General features: G+C 65.7%; 18 protein-coding genes and 1 pseudogene. 11 read left to right on the top strand and 8 right to left on the bottom strand.

Annotated elements, in window-relative coordinates; translation table 11 throughout:
• Window positions 1–4 precede the first annotated feature (4 nt).
• The 9 genes from CH276_RS01855 to proB all read left to right on the top strand — a co-directional run bounded on the left by CH276_RS01855 (window position 5) and on the right by proB (window position 12,559).
• On the top strand, window positions 5–2,680 hold the full coding sequence (locus CH276_RS01855; protein ID WP_094631083.1) for a valine--tRNA ligase: 2,676 nt from the start codon (window positions 5–7) through the stop codon (window positions 2,678–2,680).
• Window positions 2,681–4,111 (top strand): bifunctional tetrahydrofolate synthase/dihydrofolate synthase, encoded by a 1,431-nt coding sequence (gene folC / locus CH276_RS01850; protein ID WP_094631084.1) that lies wholly within the window; start codon window positions 2,681–2,683, stop codon window positions 4,109–4,111.
• The gene (locus CH276_RS01845) at window positions 4,108–4,497 is read left to right on the top strand and encodes a DUF4233 domain-containing protein (RefSeq protein WP_032394583.1); all 390 of its coding nucleotides are present in this window, start codon (window positions 4,108–4,110) and stop codon (window positions 4,495–4,497) included. Before folC ends, CH276_RS01845 begins: the two co-directional genes overlap by 4 nt.
• A gap of 70 nt (window positions 4,498–4,567) precedes the next feature.
• Window positions 4,568–4,981 (top strand): nucleoside-diphosphate kinase, encoded by a 414-nt coding sequence (gene ndk / locus CH276_RS01840; protein ID WP_032394582.1) that lies wholly within the window; start codon window positions 4,568–4,570, stop codon window positions 4,979–4,981.
• Between the two features lie 503 nt (window positions 4,982–5,484).
• Window positions 5,485–8,919: a translation initiation factor IF-2 N-terminal domain-containing protein gene (locus CH276_RS01835; protein WP_094631085.1), complete on the top strand. Its 3,435-nt coding sequence runs from the start codon at window positions 5,485–5,487 to the stop codon at window positions 8,917–8,919.
• 235 nt (window positions 8,920–9,154) lie between these two features.
• Window positions 9,155–9,466, top strand: coding sequence for a 50S ribosomal protein L21 (gene rplU, locus CH276_RS01830; protein ID WP_032394581.1), 312 nt, complete (start codon window positions 9,155–9,157; stop codon window positions 9,464–9,466).
• A gap of 59 nt (window positions 9,467–9,525) precedes the next feature.
• Window positions 9,526–9,789, top strand: coding sequence for a 50S ribosomal protein L27 (gene rpmA / locus CH276_RS01825; RefSeq protein WP_032379202.1), 264 nt, complete (start codon window positions 9,526–9,528; stop codon window positions 9,787–9,789).
• Window positions 9,790–9,965: 176 nt separating this feature from the next.
• Window positions 9,966–11,417 (top strand): GTPase ObgE, encoded by a 1,452-nt coding sequence (obgE, locus tag CH276_RS01820; RefSeq protein WP_032394580.1) that lies wholly within the window; start codon window positions 9,966–9,968, stop codon window positions 11,415–11,417.
• A 2-nt stretch (window positions 11,418–11,419) separates the two neighbouring features.
• Complete coding sequence (proB, locus tag CH276_RS01815; protein ID WP_176459073.1) at window positions 11,420–12,559, top strand: glutamate 5-kinase; 1,140 nt, start codon at window positions 11,420–11,422, stop codon at window positions 12,557–12,559.
• Here proB and CH276_RS01810 read toward each other — a convergent pair.
• The 5 genes and pseudogenes from CH276_RS01810 to CH276_RS01795 all read right to left on the bottom strand — a co-directional run bounded on the left by CH276_RS01810 (window position 12,532) and on the right by CH276_RS01795 (window position 18,062).
• Window positions 12,532–13,398: a Sir2 family NAD-dependent protein deacetylase gene (locus CH276_RS01810; RefSeq protein ID WP_441344232.1), complete on the bottom strand. Its 867-nt coding sequence runs from the start codon at window positions 13,396–13,398 to the stop codon at window positions 12,532–12,534. The two genes, proB and CH276_RS01810, sit on opposite strands and share 28 nt — an antisense overlap.
• A gap of 104 nt (window positions 13,399–13,502) precedes the next feature.
• Complete coding sequence (locus tag CH276_RS01805) at window positions 13,503–13,901, bottom strand: ectoine synthase (RefSeq protein ID WP_032394579.1); 399 nt, start codon at window positions 13,899–13,901, stop codon at window positions 13,503–13,505.
• Window positions 13,902–13,941: 40 nt separating this feature from the next.
• Entirely contained in the window at window positions 13,942–15,219 is a 1,278-nt protein-coding gene (gene ectB / locus CH276_RS01800) for a diaminobutyrate--2-oxoglutarate transaminase (RefSeq protein WP_254924285.1), read from the bottom strand.
• A 48-nt stretch (window positions 15,220–15,267) separates the two neighbouring features.
• A pseudogene (gene ectA / locus CH276_RS28845) lies at window positions 15,268–15,768 on the bottom strand (diaminobutyrate acetyltransferase); the annotation flags it as partial.
• A gap of 176 nt (window positions 15,769–15,944) precedes the next feature.
• Window positions 15,945–18,062 carry a RecQ family ATP-dependent DNA helicase gene (locus CH276_RS01795; protein WP_094631124.1) on the bottom strand — a complete coding sequence of 706 codons (2,118 nt, stop codon included), beginning with the start codon at window positions 18,060–18,062 and terminating at the stop codon, window positions 15,945–15,947.
• Between the two features lie 107 nt (window positions 18,063–18,169).
• Between CH276_RS01795 and crcB (CH276_RS01790) the strand changes: the two genes are divergently transcribed.
• Window positions 18,170–18,589 (top strand): fluoride efflux transporter CrcB, encoded by a 420-nt coding sequence (gene crcB, locus CH276_RS01790; RefSeq protein WP_094631125.1) that lies wholly within the window; start codon window positions 18,170–18,172, stop codon window positions 18,587–18,589.
• A complete protein-coding gene (gene crcB / locus CH276_RS01785; protein WP_045194623.1) occupies window positions 18,586–18,957 on the top strand; it encodes a fluoride efflux transporter CrcB in 372 nt (123 codons plus the stop codon). The genes crcB (CH276_RS01790) and crcB (CH276_RS01785) overlap by 4 nt, the downstream gene beginning before the upstream one ends.
• Window positions 18,958–18,994: 37 nt before the next feature.
• Here the strand turns inward: crcB (CH276_RS01785) and CH276_RS01780 are convergent, their stop codons facing one another.
• The 3 genes from CH276_RS01780 to CH276_RS01770 are packed head-to-tail and all read right to left on the bottom strand — an operon-like array spanning window position 18,995 to window position 20,733.
• Complete coding sequence (locus CH276_RS01780; RefSeq protein WP_094631086.1) at window positions 18,995–19,399, bottom strand: VOC family protein; 405 nt, start codon at window positions 19,397–19,399, stop codon at window positions 18,995–18,997.
• A gap of 9 nt (window positions 19,400–19,408) precedes the next feature.
• Entirely contained in the window at window positions 19,409–19,864 is a 456-nt protein-coding gene (locus tag CH276_RS01775) for a helix-turn-helix transcriptional regulator (RefSeq protein ID WP_094631087.1), read from the bottom strand.
• Window positions 19,861–20,733, bottom strand: coding sequence for a ribokinase (locus CH276_RS01770; RefSeq protein ID WP_254924276.1), 873 nt, complete (start codon window positions 20,731–20,733; stop codon window positions 19,861–19,863). Before CH276_RS01770 ends, CH276_RS01775 begins: the two co-directional genes overlap by 4 nt.
• Between the last annotated feature and the right edge of the window lie 47 nt (window positions 20,734–20,780).

Genomic DNA, 20,780 nt, shown 5'->3' with positions numbered 1-20,780 from the left:
ACCGGTGACCAGTTCAGCGCCAGAGCACTCAGAGAACCCCGCCGATTCGATCGACCTGCCCAAGAGCTGGGATCCCAGTGCGGTCGAGGCGGAGCTGTACCGGTCCTGGGTCGACGCCGGGTACTTCGAAGCCGACGCCACCAGCGGCAAGCCGCCCTACTCCATCGTGCTGCCCCCACCCAACGTCACGGGCAGCCTGCACATGGGTCACGCTCTCGACCACACGTTGATGGACGCGCTGAGCCGTCGCAAGCGGATGCTCGGGTACGAGGTGCTGTGGTTGCCGGGCATGGACCACGCGGGTATCGCCACCCAGACCGTCGTGGAGAAGCAGCTCGCCGCCGACGGAAAGACCAAGGAAGAGTTCGGCCGCGAGCTGTTCATCGACAAGGTCTGGGACTGGAAGCGTGAATCGGGCGGAACCATCGGTGGGCAGATGCGACGCATCGGCGACGGTGTGGACTGGAGCCGAGAGCGATTCACCATGGACGACGGCCTGTCCGAGGCCGTGCAGACCATGTTCAAGCGGATGTTCGACGACGGTCTGATCTATCGCGCCGAGCGACTGGTCAACTGGTCTCCGGTGCTGCAGACCGCCATCTCCGACATCGAGGTCAAGTTCGAGGACGTCGAGGGCGAACTCGTGTCGCTGCGATACGGCTCCCTCGACGATTCCGAGCCGCATGTCGTCGTCGCGACCACCCGAGTCGAAACGATGCTCGGCGACACCGCAGTTGCGGTTCACCCCGACGACGAGCGATACAAGGCTCTCGTCGGCACCACCCTCGAGCACCCGTTCACCGGGCGGCAGATCCCCATCATCGCCGACGACTACGTCGATCCCGAGTTCGGCACCGGTGCCGTGAAGATCACCCCGGCTCACGACCCCAACGACTTCGAGATGGGTGTGCGGCACTCGTTGCCGATGCCCTCGATCATGGACAAGGCAGGTCGGATCGCCGACACCGGAACGCAGTTCGACGGCATGGACCGTTTCGAGGCGCGCGTGAAGGTTCGTGAAGCACTGGCCGAGCAGGGCCGCGTCGTCGCCGAGAAGCGTCCCTACCTGCACAGTGTCGGCCACTCCGAGCGCAGTGGCGAGCCCATCGAGCCGCGCCTGTCGCTGCAGTGGTGGGTCAAGGTCGACACCCTGGCGAAGGCGGCCGGTGACGCAGTGCGCAACGGCGACACCGTGATTCACCCGAAGAGTCAGGAACCGCGCTGGTTCGCCTGGGTCGACAACATGCACGACTGGTGCATCTCGCGTCAGCTGTGGTGGGGTCATCGGATTCCGATCTGGTACGGACCCGACGGCGAGACCGTCTGCCTCGGACCGGGGGAGACGCCGCCCGAGGGTTGGGAGCAGGATCCCGACGTTCTCGACACCTGGTTCTCGTCCGGGCTGTGGCCCTTCTCGACGATGGGGTGGCCCGACGCCACGGCGGATCTCGAGAAGTTCTATCCCACCGGTGTTCTCGTCACCGGATACGACATCCTGTTCTTCTGGGTCGCCCGCATGATGATGTTCGGCACCTACGTCGGAGCGGACGACGCGATCACCGCGGGCAAGTCGGGGCCGCAGGTTCCGTTCCGAGATGTGTTTCTGCACGGCCTGATTCGGGACCAGTTCGGCAAGAAGATGTCGAAGTCGCGGGGCAACGGCATCGACCCCCTCGACTGGGTCGACCGTTTCGGTGCCGACGCGCTGCGCTTCACACTCGCTCGCGGCGCGAACCCCGGAGCCGACATGTCCGTGGGCGAAGACCACGCCCAGTCGTCGCGCAACTTCGCCAACAAGTTGTTCAACGCCACCAAGTTCGCTCTGATGAACGGCGCGGCACCGGCAGATCTGCCTCGGCGCGGCGAGTTGACCGACGCCGACCGATGGATACTCGACCGGCTCGAACAGGTTCGGGCAGAGGTGGATTCGGCGTTCGATCGGTACGAGTTCAGCAAGGCCTGCGAGGCGCTCTATCACTTCGCCTGGGACGAGGTCTGCGACTGGTACCTCGAGATCGCCAAGGTTCAGTTCGCCGACGACGCCATCGCCGCCACCACGCGCGGAGTTCTCGGTAACGTCCTCGACGCCCTGCTTCGGTTGCTGCATCCGGTGATTCCGTTCGTCACCGAAACGCTGTGGAAGGTGCTCACGGGCGGCGAGTCGCTGGTGATCGCGGCGTGGCCCACTGCCGCCACCGGATCGTTGGATCCTGTTGCGGCACAACGCATCGAGGACATGCAGCGGCTCATCACCGAAATTCGCCGATTCCGCAGCGATCAGGGACTCAAGCCGTCCCAGAAGGTGGCGGCCCGCATCGTCGGAGTCCGCGACTCCGATCTGGACGGGCAGATTTCGGCGGTCACCGCACTGGCTCGACTGACCGAGCCCGCCGAGGACTTCGCCGCCACGGCCTCGGTGGAGGTGCGCCTGAGCAAGGCCACCGTGGTCGTCGAACTCGACACCTCGGGCACCGTCGACCTCGTCGCCGAACGGGCCCGCCTGGTGAAGGATCTGGCCGCTGCGGAGAAGGAACTGGCGCAGACCACCGGCAAGCTCGGCAACGAAGCGTTCCTCGCGAAGGCACCGGATGCGGTGGTGGACAAGATCAGAACACGCCAGACGATCGCGGGCGAAGAGATCGCACGCATCTCGGCGCGGCTCGAATCGATGGGAACCTAAGTGACCGAACCCGACGCCGCCCTGCCGCTACCTCCGCCGAGCCCGGTCGATCTGGCCGAGCTCGCCCTCGTGGAGGCCGAGCTCGACAAGCGTTGGCCCGAAACCAAGATAGAGCCGTCGACGGCTCGGATCTCGGCGCTGATGGATCTGCTCGGGTCGCCGCAGAAGGCGTACCCGTCGATTCACGTCGCCGGCACCAACGGCAAGACCTCGGTGACTCGCATGATCGATGCACTGCTCACTGCCTTCCACCGACGCACGGGCCGAACCACCAGTCCGCACCTGCAGATGGCGACCGAGCGGATCAGCATCGACGGGAGGCCCATCTCTCCGCGGCTCTACGTCGACACCTACAACGAGATCGCACCGTTCGTCGAGATGATCGACGCGCAGTCCGAGGCTGCGGGCGGACCCCGAATGAGCAAGTTCGAGGTGGTCACGGCCATGGCGTTCGCTGCGTTCGCCGAGGCCCCGGTCGAGGTCGCCGTCATCGAGGTCGGACTCGGTGGGCGTTGGGACGCCACCAACGTCGTCGACGGCGAGGTCGCCGTCATCACCCCGATCGGCCTCGATCACGTCGAGTTCCTCGGCGACGATCTCGCCGGGATCGCAGGCGAGAAGGCGGGGATCATCAAGAAGGCACCGGAATCGCTCGTGCCGCGCGACACCGTCGCGATTCTGGCGAAGCAGCAACCAGAGGTCTCCGAGGTGCTGCTGCGGGCGGCGGTGCAGGCGGATGCTGCGGTGGCGCGGGCCGGATCGGAATTCACCGTGCTCGGGAGGCAGATCGCCGTGGGGGGCCAGCAACTGGAACTGCAGGGGCTCGGCGGGGTGTACACCGACGTTTTCCTGCCGTTGCACGGCGAGCATCAGGCGCACAATGCCTCGCTCGCACTCGCGGCGGTCGAGGCGTTCTTCGGTGCCGGTCCGGATCGCCAACTCGATCAGGACACCGTGCGCGGCGCGTTCGCGACGATCGTCAATCCGGGTCGGCTCGAGCGGGTTCGCAATGCCCCGACCGTGTTCCTCGACGCCGCGCACAACCCGCACGGGGCGGCAGCGCTCGCCGCCGCCCTCACCGACGAATTCGACTTCCGCAAACTCGTCGGCGTCGTCAGCGTCATGGCGGACAAGGACGTCGGAGCGATTCTCGACGCACTGGAACCGGTGTTCGACGACATCGTCGTCACCCACAACGGGTCGGTGCGGGCGATGGACGTGGACGCGTTGGCCGACATCGCGGTGGCCAAGTTCGGTGACGAACGCGTCGTGGTGGCGTCGACACTGCCCGATGCCCTGGAAACGGCGATCGGGCTGGCCGAGGAAGTCGCCGAGCCGGGGGAGGCCGTGTCCGGTGCCGGAGTCGTCGTGACCGGATCCGTGGTGACCGTCGGTGCAGCTCGCACTCTGTTCGGAAAGGACCCCGCGTGAGCGAAACAGAGTTCAGACCACCCACGAACGACCCGTGGAAGGGGTTCCGCGGTGTCGCGGCGGGCACCCTCGTGCTCGAAGCCATCGTGACACTGCTCGCGCTGCCGGTGGTGGCGACCCTCGGCGGCGGCGCGACCTGGTTCTCGACGACCTACATCGTGGCGTTGGCCGTCGTGATGGTCCTGGCGGCGGGCAAGCAGGGGGAGCCGTGGGCGATGAAGCTCAACCTGATTCTCCAGCTGTTCGTCGTGGCCGGGGCGGTGTTCCACCTCTCCATCGGTGCCGTCGGCCTGATCTTCATCGCGGTCTGGCTGTATCTGCTGTACCTGCGCCGTGACATCACCGAGCGGATCCGACGAGGAATGTTGCCGGGGCAGCGCGACTGACCGGGGAAACCCGCCGGTTTCGGCGATGCGGCGCGCGCTGCATCGCCGGGTTCCATTACTGTCGTCTTTCGTGACCGACCGCACCCTTGTACTGATCAAGCCCGACGGAGTTGCCCGGCGTTACGTAGGAGAGATCCTCGGCCGCGTGGAGAAGAAGGGTCTGAGCATCGTCGCACTCGAGCTCAAGACCGTCTCCCGCGAATTGGCCTCGGCTCACTACGCGGAGCACGAGAGCAAGCCGTTCTTCCCCGAACTCCTCGAGTTCATCACGTCCGGACCGGTCGTGGCCGCAGTTCTCGAAGGCCCCCGCGCCATCGCGGCCTTCCGTCAGATCGCAGGCGGCACCGACCCCGTGGCCAAGGCGGTTCCCGGGACCATCCGCGGTGACCTCGCCCTGGATGGTCAGCAGAACCTGGTACACGGATCGGATTCCGTGGAATCGGCCGAGCGCGAGATCGCACTCTGGTTCCCCGGCCTCGCCTGACCGTTCCGCCGTCGACAGAAACAGCAACGTTCGTCAGCCACGCCGCACCCGTCGGAAACCCGATCGGTGCGGCGTGGCGAGTACGCATCACAGCGTGTGGGATACTCGACAACAGATCGACTCCACTGCACCAGTACGTACAGGTTTCACGCTCCACCCGAAGCCCAGGCTTCACGGAAGTTCGCTAGACCGGTGTGATGGATTCGATCGGATGACTGTCGTCTATCCGCTGCCCGTCATCGCAGATGCTCGAACGAGAGACAGGCTCGTTCGCGTTCTTGCTTGATGATCAGGCGCTCGGATCGCCGGTACACCACCATCCAGCCAGGCACTGCACACGCTGTCGTCGACCACCGAGAACTACGAAGTGGTCATCGGCTCGGGTGCGGAGCGAGACCGAACAGCCCACGTCCAACCCGACGTGAGTACACAAGGATTGCCCTCGCGTGGCCGCGTCACACCCGGAAGTCGGATGGACGCGCCCGGGGGCCCGAGGAGACTACGTGGCCGATCAAAGCCCGCCCGAAGATGTACAGAACGAAAACGCAGGACGTACGGAGGCCCCCGGCCCGGTGTCGCCTGTGGAAACCGACGCGGTGTCGTCGGTGCAACCCGACACCATCGAGCTGCCGACCAGGTTGCGCGTGCACGCATTGGCGAAGATCCTGGGCGTCACCAGCAAGCAGCTGCTCGTCACCCTCGGTGAGCTCGGCATCGAAGCGCGCAGTGCTCAGTCGAGCCTGAGCCGTGACGTCGCCGAGTCCGTTCGTGATTCGGTCAACGGCCCCACAGCAGCAACTCTCGATTCCTCGACTGCCGAGCCGACTCCGGTGCCCGATGTCGATGTGCCTGCTGCCGATGAGCCCGCAGGCGAGGTTCCGTGGACCGAGCCGCAGCTGTTCACCAGTGCGCCCGCACCGGAGCCGGAGGCGGCCAAGCCCGCGGCAACGACCGACCAGCCCACAGCGACGACCTTCGCCACCCCTCTGTTCCTGCAGCCCGCCGCTGTCGATGCTCCGGCGACGGAATCGACGGAGTCACCGGCCGAGCCTCCGGCTCGCCGTCGCCGCAGCCGCAAGGCCGCGCCCAAGGACGAGGCTGCGAACGCCGAGAGCAGTGCCACTACCGACAGCAGCGAGTCCGCAGTGACGCCGGAGACCGGTGCATCCGAGGTCTCCGCCGTCGAGACCGACCGGTCCTCCTCCGAGGCCGGTGAGTCGGCCGAAGCCGAGAGCTCGACCGACGGTGACGGCGACGACGATCAGTCTCAGCCTCGACGTCGCCGGCGCGGCCGTCGTGGTCGCGGACGCGGTCGCGGCGAGCAATCCTCGGACGAGTCGACCGACGAGAACTCGGACGACGATTCCGACGGGGACACCGACAGCACCGACACCACCGATTCGACCGACGCGGAGTCGAGCGACGACGCGGACTCGGACGAGTCCTCGGCAGGTGACGGGCAGCAGTCGAACTCGGGACGACGCTCGCGTCGGTCACGTACTCGCAGCCGTTCCTCCGACCGTCAGAACTCCGATTCGTCCGACTCCTCCGACGACGCGCGCACCGCGGACTCCTCGGCCGAGGACGGCGACGACGAGTCCGATTCCGGAGCCCAGGACAACTACGACGACTCCGACAACGGTGGTTCGGACGGAGACGGCTCCAGCCGCCGCCGCCGTCGCCGTCGCAGGCGCAAGACCGGAGCCGAGGCCGCTGCCGAAAGCGCGACGTCCGAGGACGATCCGCCCAACACCGTCGTGCACGAGCGTGAGCCACGCAACAAGAGTCGCGCACCCCGGGACGAGGTTCAGGGAATCACGGGTTCGACGCGCCTCGAGGCCAAGCGTCAGCGCCGCCGCGACGGGCGCGATGCCGGCCGTCGTCGTCCGCCGATCCTCACCGAGTCCGAGTTCCTGGCGCGCCGCGAATCCGTCGACCGCGTCATGGTCGTGCGCGAGAAGGCGACACCGGATCATCCGCTGACCACACAGGTTGCCGTGCTCGAAGACGGCGTGCTCGTCGAGCATTTCGTCACCAGCAGTGCCACCGCGTCGATGGTCGGCAACGTGTACCTGGGCCGCGTCCAGAACGTGCTGCCCAGTATGGAAGCAGCGTTCATCGACATCGGCCGAGGCCGTAACGGTGTGCTGTACGCAGGCGAGGTCAACTGGGACGCTGCCGGTCTCGGCGGGAGCGCGCGCAAGATCGAGCAGGCCCTCAAGCCGGGCGATCAGGTTCTCGTGCAGGTCAGCAAGGACCCGGTGGGGCACAAGGGTGCTCGCCTGACGACGCAGCTCTCGCTCGCCGGTCGCTTCCTCGTCTACGTGCCAGGTGGAAGCTCCACCGGTATCAGCCGCAAGCTGCCCGATACCGAGCGCAAGCGGCTCAAGGAGATCCTCCGCGACATCGTGCCTCCCGAGGCAGGCGTCATCATCCGCACCGCAGCGGAGGGCGTCAGCGAAGAAGAGCTCGCACGTGACGTGACTCGCCTGCAGGCGCAGTGGGCCAGCATCGAAGAACGCTCGGCCAACGCCGAAACCGGCAAGGGCGTGCAACCGCAGACGTTGTACGAAGAGCCCGACATGCTGGTCAAGGTCATCCGAGACCTGTTCAACGAGGACTTCTCCAAGCTCGTCATCGAGGGCGACAAGGCATGGACGACGACGTCCAACTACGTCGAGACCGTGGCCCCGGACATGATGGAGCGGCTGCACCGCTACGAGGCGGACGGCAGTTCGGTCGACGTCTTCGCTGCGCACCGCATCGACGAGCAGCTGGCCAAGGCTCTCGATCGCAAGGTCTGGCTGCCCTCGGGCGGCACCCTGGTGATCGATCGCACCGAGGCGATGACCGTCGTCGACGTCAACACCGGCAAGTTCACCGGCTCCGGCGGCAACCTCGAAGAGACCGTCACCCGCAACAACATCGAGGCGGCCGAGGAAGTCGTTCGCCAGATGCGTCTGCGAGACATCGGCGGCATGATCGTCGTCGACTTCATCGACATGGTGCTCGAGTCCAACCGCGATCTCGTACTGCGGCGGCTCACCGAGTCCCTCGGACGCGACCGGACTCGCCATCAGGTGTCCGAGGTGACCTCGCTCGGACTGGTTCAGATGACCCGTAAGAAGCTCGGTACGGGGCTCGTCGAGGCGTTCTCCACCACATGCGAGCACTGCCAGGGTCGCGGCATCGTCGTGCACCCGTTCCCCGTCGATGCCAAGCCTGACAACGACGGCGGACGGTCGAGTTCGTCGCGGTCCGACAGCAGCAACTCGGGAACGAGCAGCAGGCGTCGACGCGGCAAGGACAACAAGGCCGACGGCAACGATCGGTCGGACGGTGGCGACCGGGCGTCCTCGAACGATCGGGCAGGCACGGCAGACGGTCACGAGCCCCCGGTGGTCGATCCGTCGATCAAACGAGCGCACCCGGTGGCGCTGGCCATGGCCGCGCATCACGACGACGTGGTCGCCGACGTCAGCCCGGCCGATGTCGAGACACCGGCACCGGCCGAAGCTGCCGGCGGCGACGCAGTGGTGACCGTGGTCTCCGCCGACGACGTGGACGTAGCGGCCGCGTCGGTTGCCGACGCCGAGACCGAGGCCACCGAAGTCGACACGCCCGCCGAGACTGCGGCCGACGAGCCGTCGGCTCCGGTGGCTGCCAAGGCTCGACGCGGACGGCGGGTGGCCCGCAAGGCTGCCGCGCCGACCGGCACTGCACCCGACGCGGGCATGGTCATCGTCGTACCCGCCACGGACGACTCGGGGGACGCCACGTCTTCCGACCAGGCCGGGACGGCACCCGACGAGCCGTCGGCACCGCTCACTGCGGCGGCCGAGCAGCCAACGGAGCCGGTCGAGGTGCCTGCCGCACGTCCTCGCAGACGGCGCGCAGCAGCGCGGCCTGCAGGTCCTCCGGTGGACGTCGATGCCTAGCAGAGCAGGGCAGTTTGACCCTGGCCGTCTCCCTGCCGTAACCTTGATAAGTCGCTCCCGGTGACACCGTTCTGCCGTGCCGTAGTGGTGCTGTAGGGAACAACGGTTCTCGAGCGGGTCGGAATGATCATCATCCCGACCGGCCGATAGGGAGCAAGCAAACACGTTTTACCAGACCAGTCGTGTTGCCATGCGCAATGCGAGCAAGTTCGAAGAAGCAAGGGGTAGCCCTCCGATGGCAACGTACGCGATCGTCAAGACCGGCGGAAAGCAGTACAAGGTCGCTGTTGGTGACCTCGTCAAGGTCGAGAAGATCGAGGGAGCGCCCGGCACTGCTGTCTCGCTTGCTCCGGTCCTCGTCGTAGACGGATCCGACCTGACCACCGATGCAGACAAGCTGGCGAAGATCTCGGTCGCCGGTGAGATCGTCGAGCACACCAAGGGCCCGAAGATCCGCATCCACAAGTTCAAGAACAAGACCGGATACCACAAGCGTCAGGGACACAGGCAGAAGCTCACTGTCCTCAAGGTCACCGGCATCAAGTGACCAGGTCCCTTCGGACCCGCGTTCTCCCAAGCTGATTCACCCCGAGGAGGGTATGCAACATGGCACACAAGAAGGGCGCATCGAGCTCCCGTAACGGTCGCGACTCGAACGCTCAGCGCCTCGGCGTCAAGCGTTTCGGCGGCCAGACCGTAGGCGCAGGCGAGATCCTGGTTCGTCAGCGCGGCACGCACTTCCACCCCGGCGTCAACGTCGGCCGTGGCGGCGACGACACCCTGTTCGCACTCGCCCCGGGCGCAGTCGAATTCGGTGCCAAGCGCGGTCGCAAGACCGTGAACATCGTTCCGGTCGCTGTAGAGGCCTAGTCCTTCTGCAGCGCTCGCGCCCACGATGGCCGACGCGACCGGGCGACTGCTCGAGTCGACCATCCACGGCGTACGTTCACAGCTCCCGATAGGGGCGGACCAGGGTCATGAGACCGGTCCGCCCCTATCGCTTTTTTTCTCCCGCTTTTTCTTTCACGAAAGGATCGAAGACAGCTATGTCACGATTCATCGACCGCGTGGTGCTGCACGTCAGCGCCGGCAAAGGTGGCAACGGCTGCTCTTCGGTTCACCGCGAGAAGTTCAAGCCTCTCGGTGGCCCCGACGGTGGTAACGGAGGACAGGGCGGCGGAGTCGTGTTCGTCGTCGACAGCAACGTCCACACTCTGCTCGACTTCCACTTCTCCAGCCATGCAAAGGCAGGCAACGGAACTCAGGGCATGGGCGGCAACCGCGAGGGTGCCAACGGCGAGGACCTGATCCTCAAGGTTCCCGACGGCACCGTCGTGCTCGACAAGAAGGGCAACGTCCTCGCCGACATGATCGGCGAGGGAACACGTTTCGACGCCGCTCCGGGCGGCCGCGGTGGACTCGGCAACGCAGCTCTCGCATCGAAGGCTCGACGTGCCCCCGGATTCGCACTGCTCGGCGAAGAGGGCGTCGAGCGCGAACTCGTCCTCGAACTCAAGTCCGTCGCCGATGTGGGCCTCGTCGGTTTTCCGTCGGCCGGTAAGTCCTCGCTGGTTTCGGTGCTCTCCGCCGCGAAGCCGAAGATCGCCGACTACCCGTTCACCACACTGGTGCCCAACCTCGGTGTCGTATCCAGTGGAGACACCACGTTCACCGTCGCCGACGTCCCCGGGTTGATCCCCGGCGCGAGTCAGGGCCGCGGTCTCGGACTGGACTTCTTGCGGCACCTCGAGCGATGCGCTGTGCTCGCACACGTAGTCGATTGCGCGACACTGGATCCGGGTCGCGATCCGATCTCCGACGTCGACGCCCTCGAAGCCGAGTTGGCGGCCTACAAGCCGGCTCTGTCCGGTGATGCCAGCCTCGGTGATCTCGCCGATCGGCCCCGCATCGTCGTACTGAACAAGGCAGACATTCCCGAGGGTGCCGAACTCGCCGAGATGGTCACCGCCGAGTTCGAGTCGCGTGGGTGGCCCGTGTTCACCATCTCCGCGGTGACGCGTGCCGGTCTCAAGCCGCTGACGTTCGCGTTGGCGAAGCTGGTCGAGGAGTACCGCACTGCGCATCCGGCTCCCGAGCCGCGACGTCAGGTGCTGCGTCCGGTCGCCAAGAACGACGACAGCTTCAAGGTGGTGAAGGATCCGGACATCCCGGACGGCTTCATCGTTCGCGGTACCCGACCGGAGCGGTGGGTACGCCAGACGCAGTTCACCAACGACGAGGCCGTCGGCTATCTCGCCGACCGTCTCGCGCGGCTCGGCGTCGAGGACGCACTCATCAAGGCCGGCGCTCAGCCCGGTGCTTCGGTCACCATCGGCGACGTCTCGTTCGATTGGGAGCCGCAGACCCCGGCCGGTGTCGAGATCACGATGACCGGCCGTGGCACCGATGCCCGCCTGGATCAGGTCGAGCGCATCGGCGCATCCGAACGCAAGCATGCCCGCCAGGTTCGTCGCGGGCTCGATACCGAACAGGAGTAGCCGTGGTGGCGGTGCGTGAATCCGATTCGCTCGCAGAGGCTCTCACCGATACCCGTCGCACGATCGCCGATGCCAAGCGGATCGTGGTCAAGATCGGTTCCTCGGCTCTCACCAGCCTCGACACCGGTCTGGATCTGGGCCGACTCGATCTGCTCGCCGACGCCATCGAATCTCGGATGCGCAGCGGCACGGACGTGGTGGTCGTGTCCTCCGGCGCGATCGGCGCAGGGATGGCACCGCTGGGCCTGACCAAGCGTCCACGAGACCTGGCGACCAAGCAGGCTGCGGCGAGCGTCGGACAGCTCGCTCTGGTTCATGCGTGGAGCTCGTCGTTCCACCGGTACGGACGCACGGTCGGACAGGTTCTGCTGACGGCCGAGGACATCGCGCGGCGAACCAACCATCGCAATGCTCAGCGCACCCTGGATCGGCTGCGCTCGCTCGGTGCCGTGGCCATCGTCAACGAGAACGACACGGTCGCCACCGCGGAGATCAGGTTCGGCGACAACGATCGCCTGGCTGCCCTGGTCGCCCACCTCGTCGGAGCGGACGCGCTGTTCCTGCTCTCGGACGTGGACGGGTTGTACGACGGTGATCCTCGCAAGGGCGAGGCGACGCTGATCCCGGAGGTGACCAGTCCCGAGGATCTCGACGGCGTCGTCGCCGGCTCCGGGGGAGCGCTGGGCACCGGCGGAATGGCGTCCAAGCTGTCCGCTGCGCGTCTCGCAGCCGATGCCGGTGTTCCGGTGCTGCTGGCTGCGGCATCCGATGCTGCACACGCACTGACGACGTCCGCGGTGGGTACCGCCTTCGCTGCTCGGCCGACTCGGTTGTCGGCCCGCAAGTTCTGGGTCCGTCATGCCGCGGATGCCGCGGGAGAACTCCACCTCGACGCGGGGGCGGTGCGTGCAGTGGTGGATCGGCGACGGTCGTTGCTGTCCGCTGGTATCACGTCGGTGACGGGATCCTTCCACGGCGGCGATGTGGTCTCGTTGGTCGACCACGGCGGCGTCCTGGTGGCTCGCGGGGTCGTCGCGTACGACTCGGCGGAGCTGGCCGGAATGCTCGGGCGGTCCACAGGGGATTTGGCCGCGGAACTACAACGACCTGTGGTTCATGCCGACGATCTGGTTCCTGCCTGATCGAGGTCGTCGGCCAGCGCGGTCGCCACCTCAGAGCAACCGGCATGGACTGTGAGAGAAGCGAATTCGTCGCCGCGGGTGGTACCGCGGTTGACTATGACGATCGGCTTCGACTTCTTGGACGCGTGCCTGACGAACCGCAGGCCGGACATCACGGTCAGCGAGGATCCGAGCACCAACAACGCATCACTTCGGTCGACCAGATCGTATGCCTCGGCGACACGCGGCTTGGGAACACTCTCACCGAAGTAGACGATGTCGGGTTTCAGTATGCCCGAACATGATTCGCAGTCGACCATTCTGAAGTGCGCGGTCGAGGAGATGATCGCGTCGGCATCGGGCGCGATCTCGACGCCGTTTGCGGGTGCAACCGACTCGAGGAAACCCGGATTGGCACGATCGAGTCGCCGGGCCAGTTCGAAACGCGAGATCAATCGCTCGCAGTTCAGGCAGCGAACGCGGGCGTAGACGCCGTGCAGGTCGATGACGTTTCGGCTGCCCGCCTTGGTGTGCAGCATGTCGACGTTCTGGGTGATGATGCCGGTGACGACGCCGGCCCGTTCGAGTCGGGCGAGTGCTCGGTGCCCGTCGTTGGGTACCGCGGCATCCATGTGTCGCCACCCGACGTGGTTGCGTGCCCAGTAGTGCCGACGAAATTCGGCGTCACCGATGAACTGCTGGAATGTCATCGGGTTACGCGGGGGTGACTGCGGACCGCGGTAATCGGGAATGCCGGAGTCGGTGGACATGCCTGCGCCGCTCACGACGGTGACCGTCCTGCCCTCGAGCAGAGAAGTCAGCTGCTCGTACAGGACTGCGGACACAGCATATGCATTCACTTCGTCCAGGATAGCGATCCATCGCCCGATGAGCACCGTATCGACGCCTACGGCCCGCACCCGACGCGGAAGCGTCGGTGCGGGCCGTCAGGGACGTACTGGTGCTACGCGGGTACCTCGACGAGGGGGTACACGCCGTTCTCGTCGTGCGTCTCGTTGCCGACGACCGGGGGATTGAACACGCACAGCATGCGCATCGTGGTACGCGGCTCGACGGTGTGGCGCTCGTGTCCGTTGAGCAGGTACATCGATCCCGCACCGAGCTCGTAGGTTTCTCCGGTCTCGCGGTCGGTGAGCGTTCCCTCGCCCTCGATCAGCCAGACGGCCTCGACGTGGTTGGCGTAGTGGAAGTTGTTCACCGTGCCGGCCTGAATCGTGGTCTCGTGGAACGAGAATCCGACCTTGTCGCCGCCGAGAATGATTCTCTTGCTGCGCCAGTTGCCGTCTTCGCTCTCGATGTCGCGATCGGTGCCGGTGATCTCCTGGGTGGTGCGAACGATCATGCGATGTCCTCCTTCGATGTCGGTTGCTGCGGACGGACGGTCAGGAAAGCACCTTGGCGACGGCGCTCTCGATGACGTCCAGACCGCGGTCCAGCTCGTCCATCGTCGTGGTCAACGGTGGGAGCAGCTTGACGACTTCGTCCTTCGGTCCTGCCGTCTCCACGAACAGATGCTCGTCGTAGCAGAGCTGTGAGACCTTGCCGGCCAACTCGGCGTCGTCGAACACCAGTGCCTGGACCATGCCGCGGCCGCGAGTGGAGATGCCGTCGAACTTTGCGCAGAGCTTGATGAAACGATCCTGGATGTGCTCGCCCTTGGCGAGGATCTCCTTCTCGAAGCTGTCATCGGACCAGTAGTGGTCGATGGCGGCCTTCGCCGTGACGAACGAGGGGTTGAAGCCGCGGAAGGTGCCGTTGTGCTCGCCCGGTGACCACACGTCCAGCTCGGGCTTGAACAGGGTCAGTGCCAGCGGCATGCCGTAACCGCCGATGGACTTGGACAGCGTGACGATGTCCGGGGTGATGCCGGCTTCCTCGAACGAGAAGAACTGTCCGGTGCGACCGCAGCCCATCTGGACGTCGTCGACGATCAGCAGGATCTCGCGACGCGAGCACAGCTCGGCCAACGCGCGCAGCCATTCGGGGCGCGCCACGTTGATGCCGCCCTCACCCTGGATGGTTTCCACGATCACTGCGGCCGGGCGGTTGAACCCGCTGCCCGAGTCGTCGAGTACGCGCTCGAACCACTGGAAGTCCTCGGTGACTCCTCCGAAGTAGTTGTCGTACGGCATCGGAGTGGTGTGCACCAACGGAATTCCGGCGCCGGCACGCTTCATCGAGTTGCCGGTGACCGACAGCGCGCCGAGTGTCATGCCGTGGAATGCGTTGGTGAAGTTGATGATCGCCTCACGCCCGGTGACCTTGCGTGCCAACTTCAGGGCCGCCTCGACGGTGTTGGTGCCCGTCGGTCCGGGGAACTGAACCTTGTAGTCCAGGCCGCGGGGGTCGAGGATGTTCTTCTTGAACGACTCGAGGAATTCGCGCTTGGCGACCGTGGACATGTCCAGTCCGTGGGTGATGCCGTCGCTGGTGATGTAGTCCACCAACGCACCCTTGATCATGTCGTTGTTGTGGCCGTAGTTCAGTGCGCCTGCGCCACCGAAGAAGTCGAGGTAGTCGTTGCCGTCCTCATCGGTGATCACCGAGTTCTTCGCGGTGGAGAACACGGCGGGCCACTGGCGGCTGTAGCTCCGCACTCCGGACTCGACGGTCTCGAACACATCGGGCTTCTCTGTTGTGACGGTGTTCTTTTCGGTCATGTTCTGCTTGTTCCTTTCGTAATTCCGCGATGCGTCGGGGCCTACGGTGTAGAGCTCCTCCGCTTCGTGGCTATCAGGGAAATCGTTGGGCGCGAACAAATCCGACTTGACGATGTCGGTGCCTCGCTTACGTGCGAGGCTCGTGAAGGTTGCGATGGACGCTTCGTTGTCCGGGCTGATCGTCGTTTCCAGATGCGTGATGCCCTGTGGCTCGAGGCGGTCGAGCAGCTCCATCAGCATGCGACCGGCAAGTCCCTTGCCACGCTGGTCCGCATCCACGGCGACCTGCCACACGAACAGTGTGCGGGGGGCGTCCTGGCGGATGTATCCGGTGACGAAACCGACTGCGCGGCCGTCGATGTCGGATACGACGGTGGTGGCCGCGAAATCACGGCACCACAACACGTACGAGTAGCTGGAATTGAGATCCAGAACTCGCGAATCTCTTGCGATCTCCCAGAGCCGGACTCCGTCGGAGATCTGTGGCTTACGAAACTTCACTGCGTCCGGCGCAGTGAGCGGGGTACCTCTCAGCAATGCGGGCTTCATAGGAAAAACAAACGTAACAAGGTCGCCGAGGCATATCGAGTGAGTCCGCAGATCGACCCCCGAAACGGACATGCTTCCCCTGGTTAACCACCGATTGTGATGGTGGTCACACATTCCTGACCCAGCTGGCTGTACCCAGCGCTGCAGAAATCAAACCAGGCAATTTCGACCGGTCGTCATTTCGGTGTTGCGAGAGCGAACGGCAACACCGCCGAGGCGCCCGCTGACGTCAGAGCCGACGCCGCACAGGTGAACGTCCACCCCGTGTCGGTGACCAGATCGATCAACAGGATCGGTCCCGTCACGGACGATACGTCCGGAACGTCCCACGAGTCCACCAGCCCGGCGACCCGAAAGGCCGAATTGGCGGCCGACACGGGTGGATGACCTGCCCTGACCTGCATCACCCCGAGATCCTCCAATTTGCCGACCGATGCCAATCGCGCGGCGATCGACCGCACCAGGAGCGGGTGGGTAGGGGAGTCGAGAGCCAGAACGGCAGTGGGCCGCTGCTTCCAATCCCAGTTGGCGAGCACGGTGATGCACGCCTTCTCCAGTGCATCGGTGGCCGGAGCGTCGGGCGCATCGAGCAGGGCACGCAGTCGGCTGCCCCAGCCCAGGTCGGTGAGCCGGCCCAGTACACGCCCGGGTTCGTGGGGGTCGGAGATCTTGCCCGAGAGCGAGACACCGAGCTTCTTCATACCGCTGGGCCACTGCTTTCTGGGCTGCAGGTCGATGCCCGGCCGATCCAATCGTGCCCTCGCCGAGTCGACCGAGGCCGCATCCACCGAGGCGGACAGGTGCTCACCGGTGCAGTTGTCGCACCGCCCGCATCGGTCGGACTCACTACCGGGTGCGCCCAGGTCCGGGTCGTCGAGCTGTCTCCGCAAGAACTCCATCCGGCAGCCGTCGGTGCTCTGGTAGTCGATCATGGCTTGCTGTTCGCGGTCCCTGGCCTGCTCGAGACGCTCGTAGCGGGACGCGTCGTACGTCCATTGCTCCCCGGTCGCCATCCAGCCGCCACGAACGCGTCTGACCGCGCCGTCGACGTCGAGGACCTTCAGTACCATCTCGAGCCTGCTGCGGTTCAGCTCGACCAGCGGCTCCAGTGCCTGCGTCGACTGAGCCTTCTCGGTGTTCAATGCATCGATGACCTGCCGCACCAGATGTTCGCGGGGGAAGGCGACCGAGGCGAAGTAGCTCCAGATCTGCCGATCCTCGTGGCCGGGAAGCAGCACCACATCGGCTCGTTCCGTGGCGCGACCGGCACGCCCGACCTGCTGGTAGTACGAAATCGGAGACGACGGTGCCCCCATGTGCACCACGAAACCGAGGTCGGGCTTGTCGAAGCCCATGCCCAATGCGGACGTGGCGACCAGGGCCTTGACTCGGTTGGCCAGCAGGTCACCTTCGAGCGACTCGCGTTCGGTCGGGTCCGTCTGACCGGTGTACGAGGCCACGACGTGCCCCTGATCGGTCAGCAGCGCCGCCAGGTCCTTGGCCGCCGACACCGTCAGGGTGTAGATGATTCCCGAACCGGGCAGCGTCTTCAGATGATCGCCCAGCCACGCCGCCCGTTCGGTGGCGTTGTCGATCTTCACCACGGCCATGCGCAGAGAGTCGCGTGCGAGCCCGCCGCGCAGGACGAGTGTGTCTCCGCCGCCGACACCCAACTGCGCCGCGACGTCGTCCACCACGCGGTCGTTCGCCGTCGCCGTGGTCGCGAGTACGGGGATACCGTCGCGCAACTCGGCGATCAGAGTTCTGATTCGTCGGTAGTCGGGTCGAAAGTCGTGGCCCCAATCGGAGACGCAGTGAGCTTCGTCGACCACGACGAGGCCCGCGTCCCCGGCCAGGGACGGCAGTACCTGATCGCGGAAATCGGGATTGTTCAATCGCTCCGGACTGACCAGCAGCACGTCGAGTTCACCGGAGTTGACCTGCTGATGAATGTCGTCCCATTCGGTCATGTTGCCGGAGTTGATGGTGGCGGCGCGCACGCCCGCCCGCTCGGCGGAGGCAACCTGGTTGCGCATCAGCGCCAACAGCGGAGAGACGATGACCGTCGGACCCAGGCCCTGCGCGCGCAGCAGCTTAGCCGCGATGAAGTAGACCGCCGACTTGCCCCAACCGGTCCGCTGCACCACCAGCGCCCGCCGCCGATGCACCACGAGGGCCTCGATGGCCGTCCACTGGTCTTCGCGCAGCACTGCATCGGGGCCGGCGAGTTCGCGCAACAGTTCCTCGGCGCTCTCGCGCAAGTTCCCGGTCGTGGGCTCCGTGGTCGTTGTCATAGGCTCCATCGTGCAGTAGGCATCCGACATCAAACACGGGCCGGGCGGAAACGGTCGGACCGAGCAGCCCGAAAGGATCATCGGTGGTCGATCCCGATTCCGATTCGATGCCGGCCGACCAGGGACCCGTGCACCGTCACCTGTGGGCACTGGCAGTGGTGTTCGTCGGCGGAGCGGCGGGTACGGCAGTCCGCTACGTGATCGAGGAGCAGCTCCCGCATTCGGCATCGCAGTGGCCGACGGCGACCTTCGGCATCAACATCGCCGGTGCATTCGTGCTCGGCCTTCTGCTCGAGTCACTGGTTCGCGGTGGGCCCGATGCGGGAAATCGGCGCAGGCTGAGGTTGCTGGCAGGTACCGGGTTCTGCGGTGCGTTCACCACGTACAGCACCTTCGCCCTCGAGACGGTCGAAGGGTTCCGGAGTGGGTTCACCGGGGTGGCCGTGGCCTACGCAGTGGTCAGCGTGTTTGTCGGCATACTCGCCGCCTGGGCCGGAATCGCACTGGCAGGCAGAGTGGTTCGATGATCGCGCTGTGGATCGCAGTGGCCGGCGGGCTGGGGGCAGTCGTTCGCTTCGTCGTCGATGCGGAAGTGAAGTCACGTCTCGCGGCACGGACGAGCTTTCCGTGGGCGACACTCGGCATCAACGTGTCCGGGTCGTTCCTGCTGGGGGTGCTGGCCGGATGGGTGATGTTCCGAGCCGGCTCGACCGACGTCCAAGCCGTCATCGGCACCGGGTTCTGCGGCGGGTACACCACGTTCAGCACGGCGAGTGTCGAGACCGTCCGGTTGCTACAGCAAGGGCGTCGACGCGATGCCGCAGTCAACGCGATCGTCTCGCTGCTGGCGTCCGTCCTCGCATGCGGCGGTGGTCTGGCCCTCGCGTCGATGTGAGGTCGGAAACCATGATGGTTCGTTCCGCGGGCTCCACTCACGCCTGACTGACGCGAACCATGTTCCCGGCGGGATCGCGGAATGCCGCGTCGCGCGCTCCCCACGGCTGACTGGTCGGTTCCTGCAGAATTTCGGCGGTGCCTGCCGCGCGTATCTTCTCGAACGCGCCGTCGAGGTCGTCTGCGCGGAACCACAAACCGGGCAGTTCACCCTTGGCGAGCAGCGCAGCGATCTGATCGCCGAGCTCCTGGGACCGTCCTGCATGCGGCTGTGACAGTACGATCGCGATTTCGGGTTGATCGGCGGTGGACAGGGTTATCCACCGGAAGCCGTCGTTCACCACCTCGTTCTTCACCTCGAGTCCGAGGGTGTCGCGATAGAAGGCCAGAGAGGCATCGGGGTCGTCGGTGTAGATGTGGCCGTGGCTCAGGGAAAGTGTCATGTCGCAAGGCTAGGACGCGTCGGTCGACATCGCTTCTTCGATTCTGCTCGATTGCACGGAGATCGCGGTCCGTATCGGTCGGCCCATCGCCAGGGACACGCAACTCGGCATCCCCTGGCTGTCGCTGTGATCACGGGCGCGGTACGCGCTGGGTGTCTCACCGACGATCTCGGTGAAGCGGGAGCTGAAGGATCCGAGACTGGTACAGCCCACTGCGAAGCAGGCCTCGGTAACGCTGACATCTCCGCGGCGCAGCAGGGCCTTGGCGCGCTCGATTCGGCGGGTCATCAGATGTGCGTAAGGCGTCTCACCGTAGGCCTCGCGGAAACGGCGACTGAAGTGCGCGGTGGACATCGATGCCGTGCGGGCCAGAGCGGGAACGTCGAGTGGCTCGGCGAATTCGCGATCCATTCGGTCGCGCGCGCGGCGCAGACGTCGGAGTTCGTCGAGGTCGGGGGTGTTCATCCAGTGGCCGCATCTCGCAGTGCGTCGATGTCCTCGCGAGTACCCGAGGACGTGCTCGCACCCGGCCTCGTCGCGGCGAAAGATCCTGCAACGCAGGCCCATTCGACTGCCTTGCGCGGGCCGTCGAACCAGGACGCAGCCAGTGCTCCGGCGAATGCGTCGCCGGCCCCGGTGGTGTCGACGGCGTCGACGCGCGGAGCAGGGACCTCGAACGATTCCGAGCCGCGGTACCGAGCGCCTCGGGCACCGAGTGTGGTGATCACGTGCGTCACCTCGTTCAGCCGGTTTCCGAGTCGGCTTTCCTCGGCCTCGTTGACCACGAGCACGTCGGTTGCCGCCACCAGGGCGTCGGGCAGATCCTGAACCGGTGACGGGTTCAGCATCGTCACCACACCGCGAGAGCGTGCGTACTCGAATGCGGTCACCACGGTGGCGAGGGGAATCTCCAACTGACACAGGAGAATGTCGGCGTCGGAGATGACGGTCAGGTCGTCGTCGGTGAGGTCGCGAACGCGTTCGTTGGCCCCGGGGACCACGACGATGTTGTTCTCGGCGTGATCGTCGACGGTGATGGCGGCGATGCCGCTCGAACCTGCTGTGGTGCGCAGCGCGCGGTCGTCGACTCCCGCGCTCGACAGGGTCCGGCGCAGTGTTTCCCCGAACTCGTCGTCTCCGACCGCTCCGATGAACGACACAGGAACGCCGGCTTTGGCGGCGGCGATGGCCTGATTGGAGCCCTTGCCGCCCGGCGAGGTGGTGAACGATGTGCCCAGCACGGTTTCGCCGGGTTCGGGCAGGGACGGTGCCCGGGTGATCAGATCCATGTTGATGCTGCCGAGCACGGCGATGCGAGGGTTCGAAGCGGACACCGACGAACTGTATCGCTCGGGCGGATGCACTCGTCCCTGAACTGCCA

Source organism: Rhodococcus sp. 06-470-2, assembly GCF_002258235.1.
GTDB lineage: Bacteria > Actinomycetota > Actinomycetes > Mycobacteriales > Mycobacteriaceae > Rhodococcoides.
This window is presented reverse-complemented; position numbering and strand designations above follow the sequence as displayed.

Bases quoted from the DNA above. Each gene is read 5' to 3' on its own strand.
- rplU (WP_032394581.1), top strand. From the start codon at position 9,155: ATGGCAACGTACGCGATCGTCAAGACCGGCGGAAAGCAGTACAAGGTC.
- rpmA (WP_032379202.1), top strand. From the start codon at position 9,526: ATGGCACACAAGAAGGGCGCATCGAGCTCCCGTAACGGTCGCGACTCG.
- obgE (WP_032394580.1), top strand. From the start codon at position 9,966: ATGTCACGATTCATCGACCGCGTGGTGCTGCACGTCAGCGCCGGCAAA.
- CH276_RS01805 (WP_032394579.1), bottom strand. From the start codon at position 13,901: ATGATCGTTCGCACCACCCAGGAGATCACCGGCACCGATCGCGACATC.
- ectB (WP_254924285.1), bottom strand. From the start codon at position 15,219: ATGACCGAAAAGAACACCGTCACAACAGAGAAGCCCGATGTGTTCGAG.
- CH276_RS01795 (WP_094631124.1), bottom strand. From the start codon at position 18,062: ATGACAACGACCACGGAGCCCACGACCGGGAACTTGCGCGAGAGCGCC.
- crcB (WP_094631125.1), top strand. From the start codon at position 18,170: ATGCCGGCCGACCAGGGACCCGTGCACCGTCACCTGTGGGCACTGGCA.
- crcB (WP_045194623.1), top strand. From the start codon at position 18,586: ATGATCGCGCTGTGGATCGCAGTGGCCGGCGGGCTGGGGGCAGTCGTT.
- CH276_RS01780 (WP_094631086.1), bottom strand. From the start codon at position 19,399: ATGACACTTTCCCTGAGCCACGGCCACATCTACACCGACGACCCCGAT.
- CH276_RS01775 (WP_094631087.1), bottom strand. From the start codon at position 19,864: ATGAACACCCCCGACCTCGACGAACTCCGACGTCTGCGCCGCGCGCGC.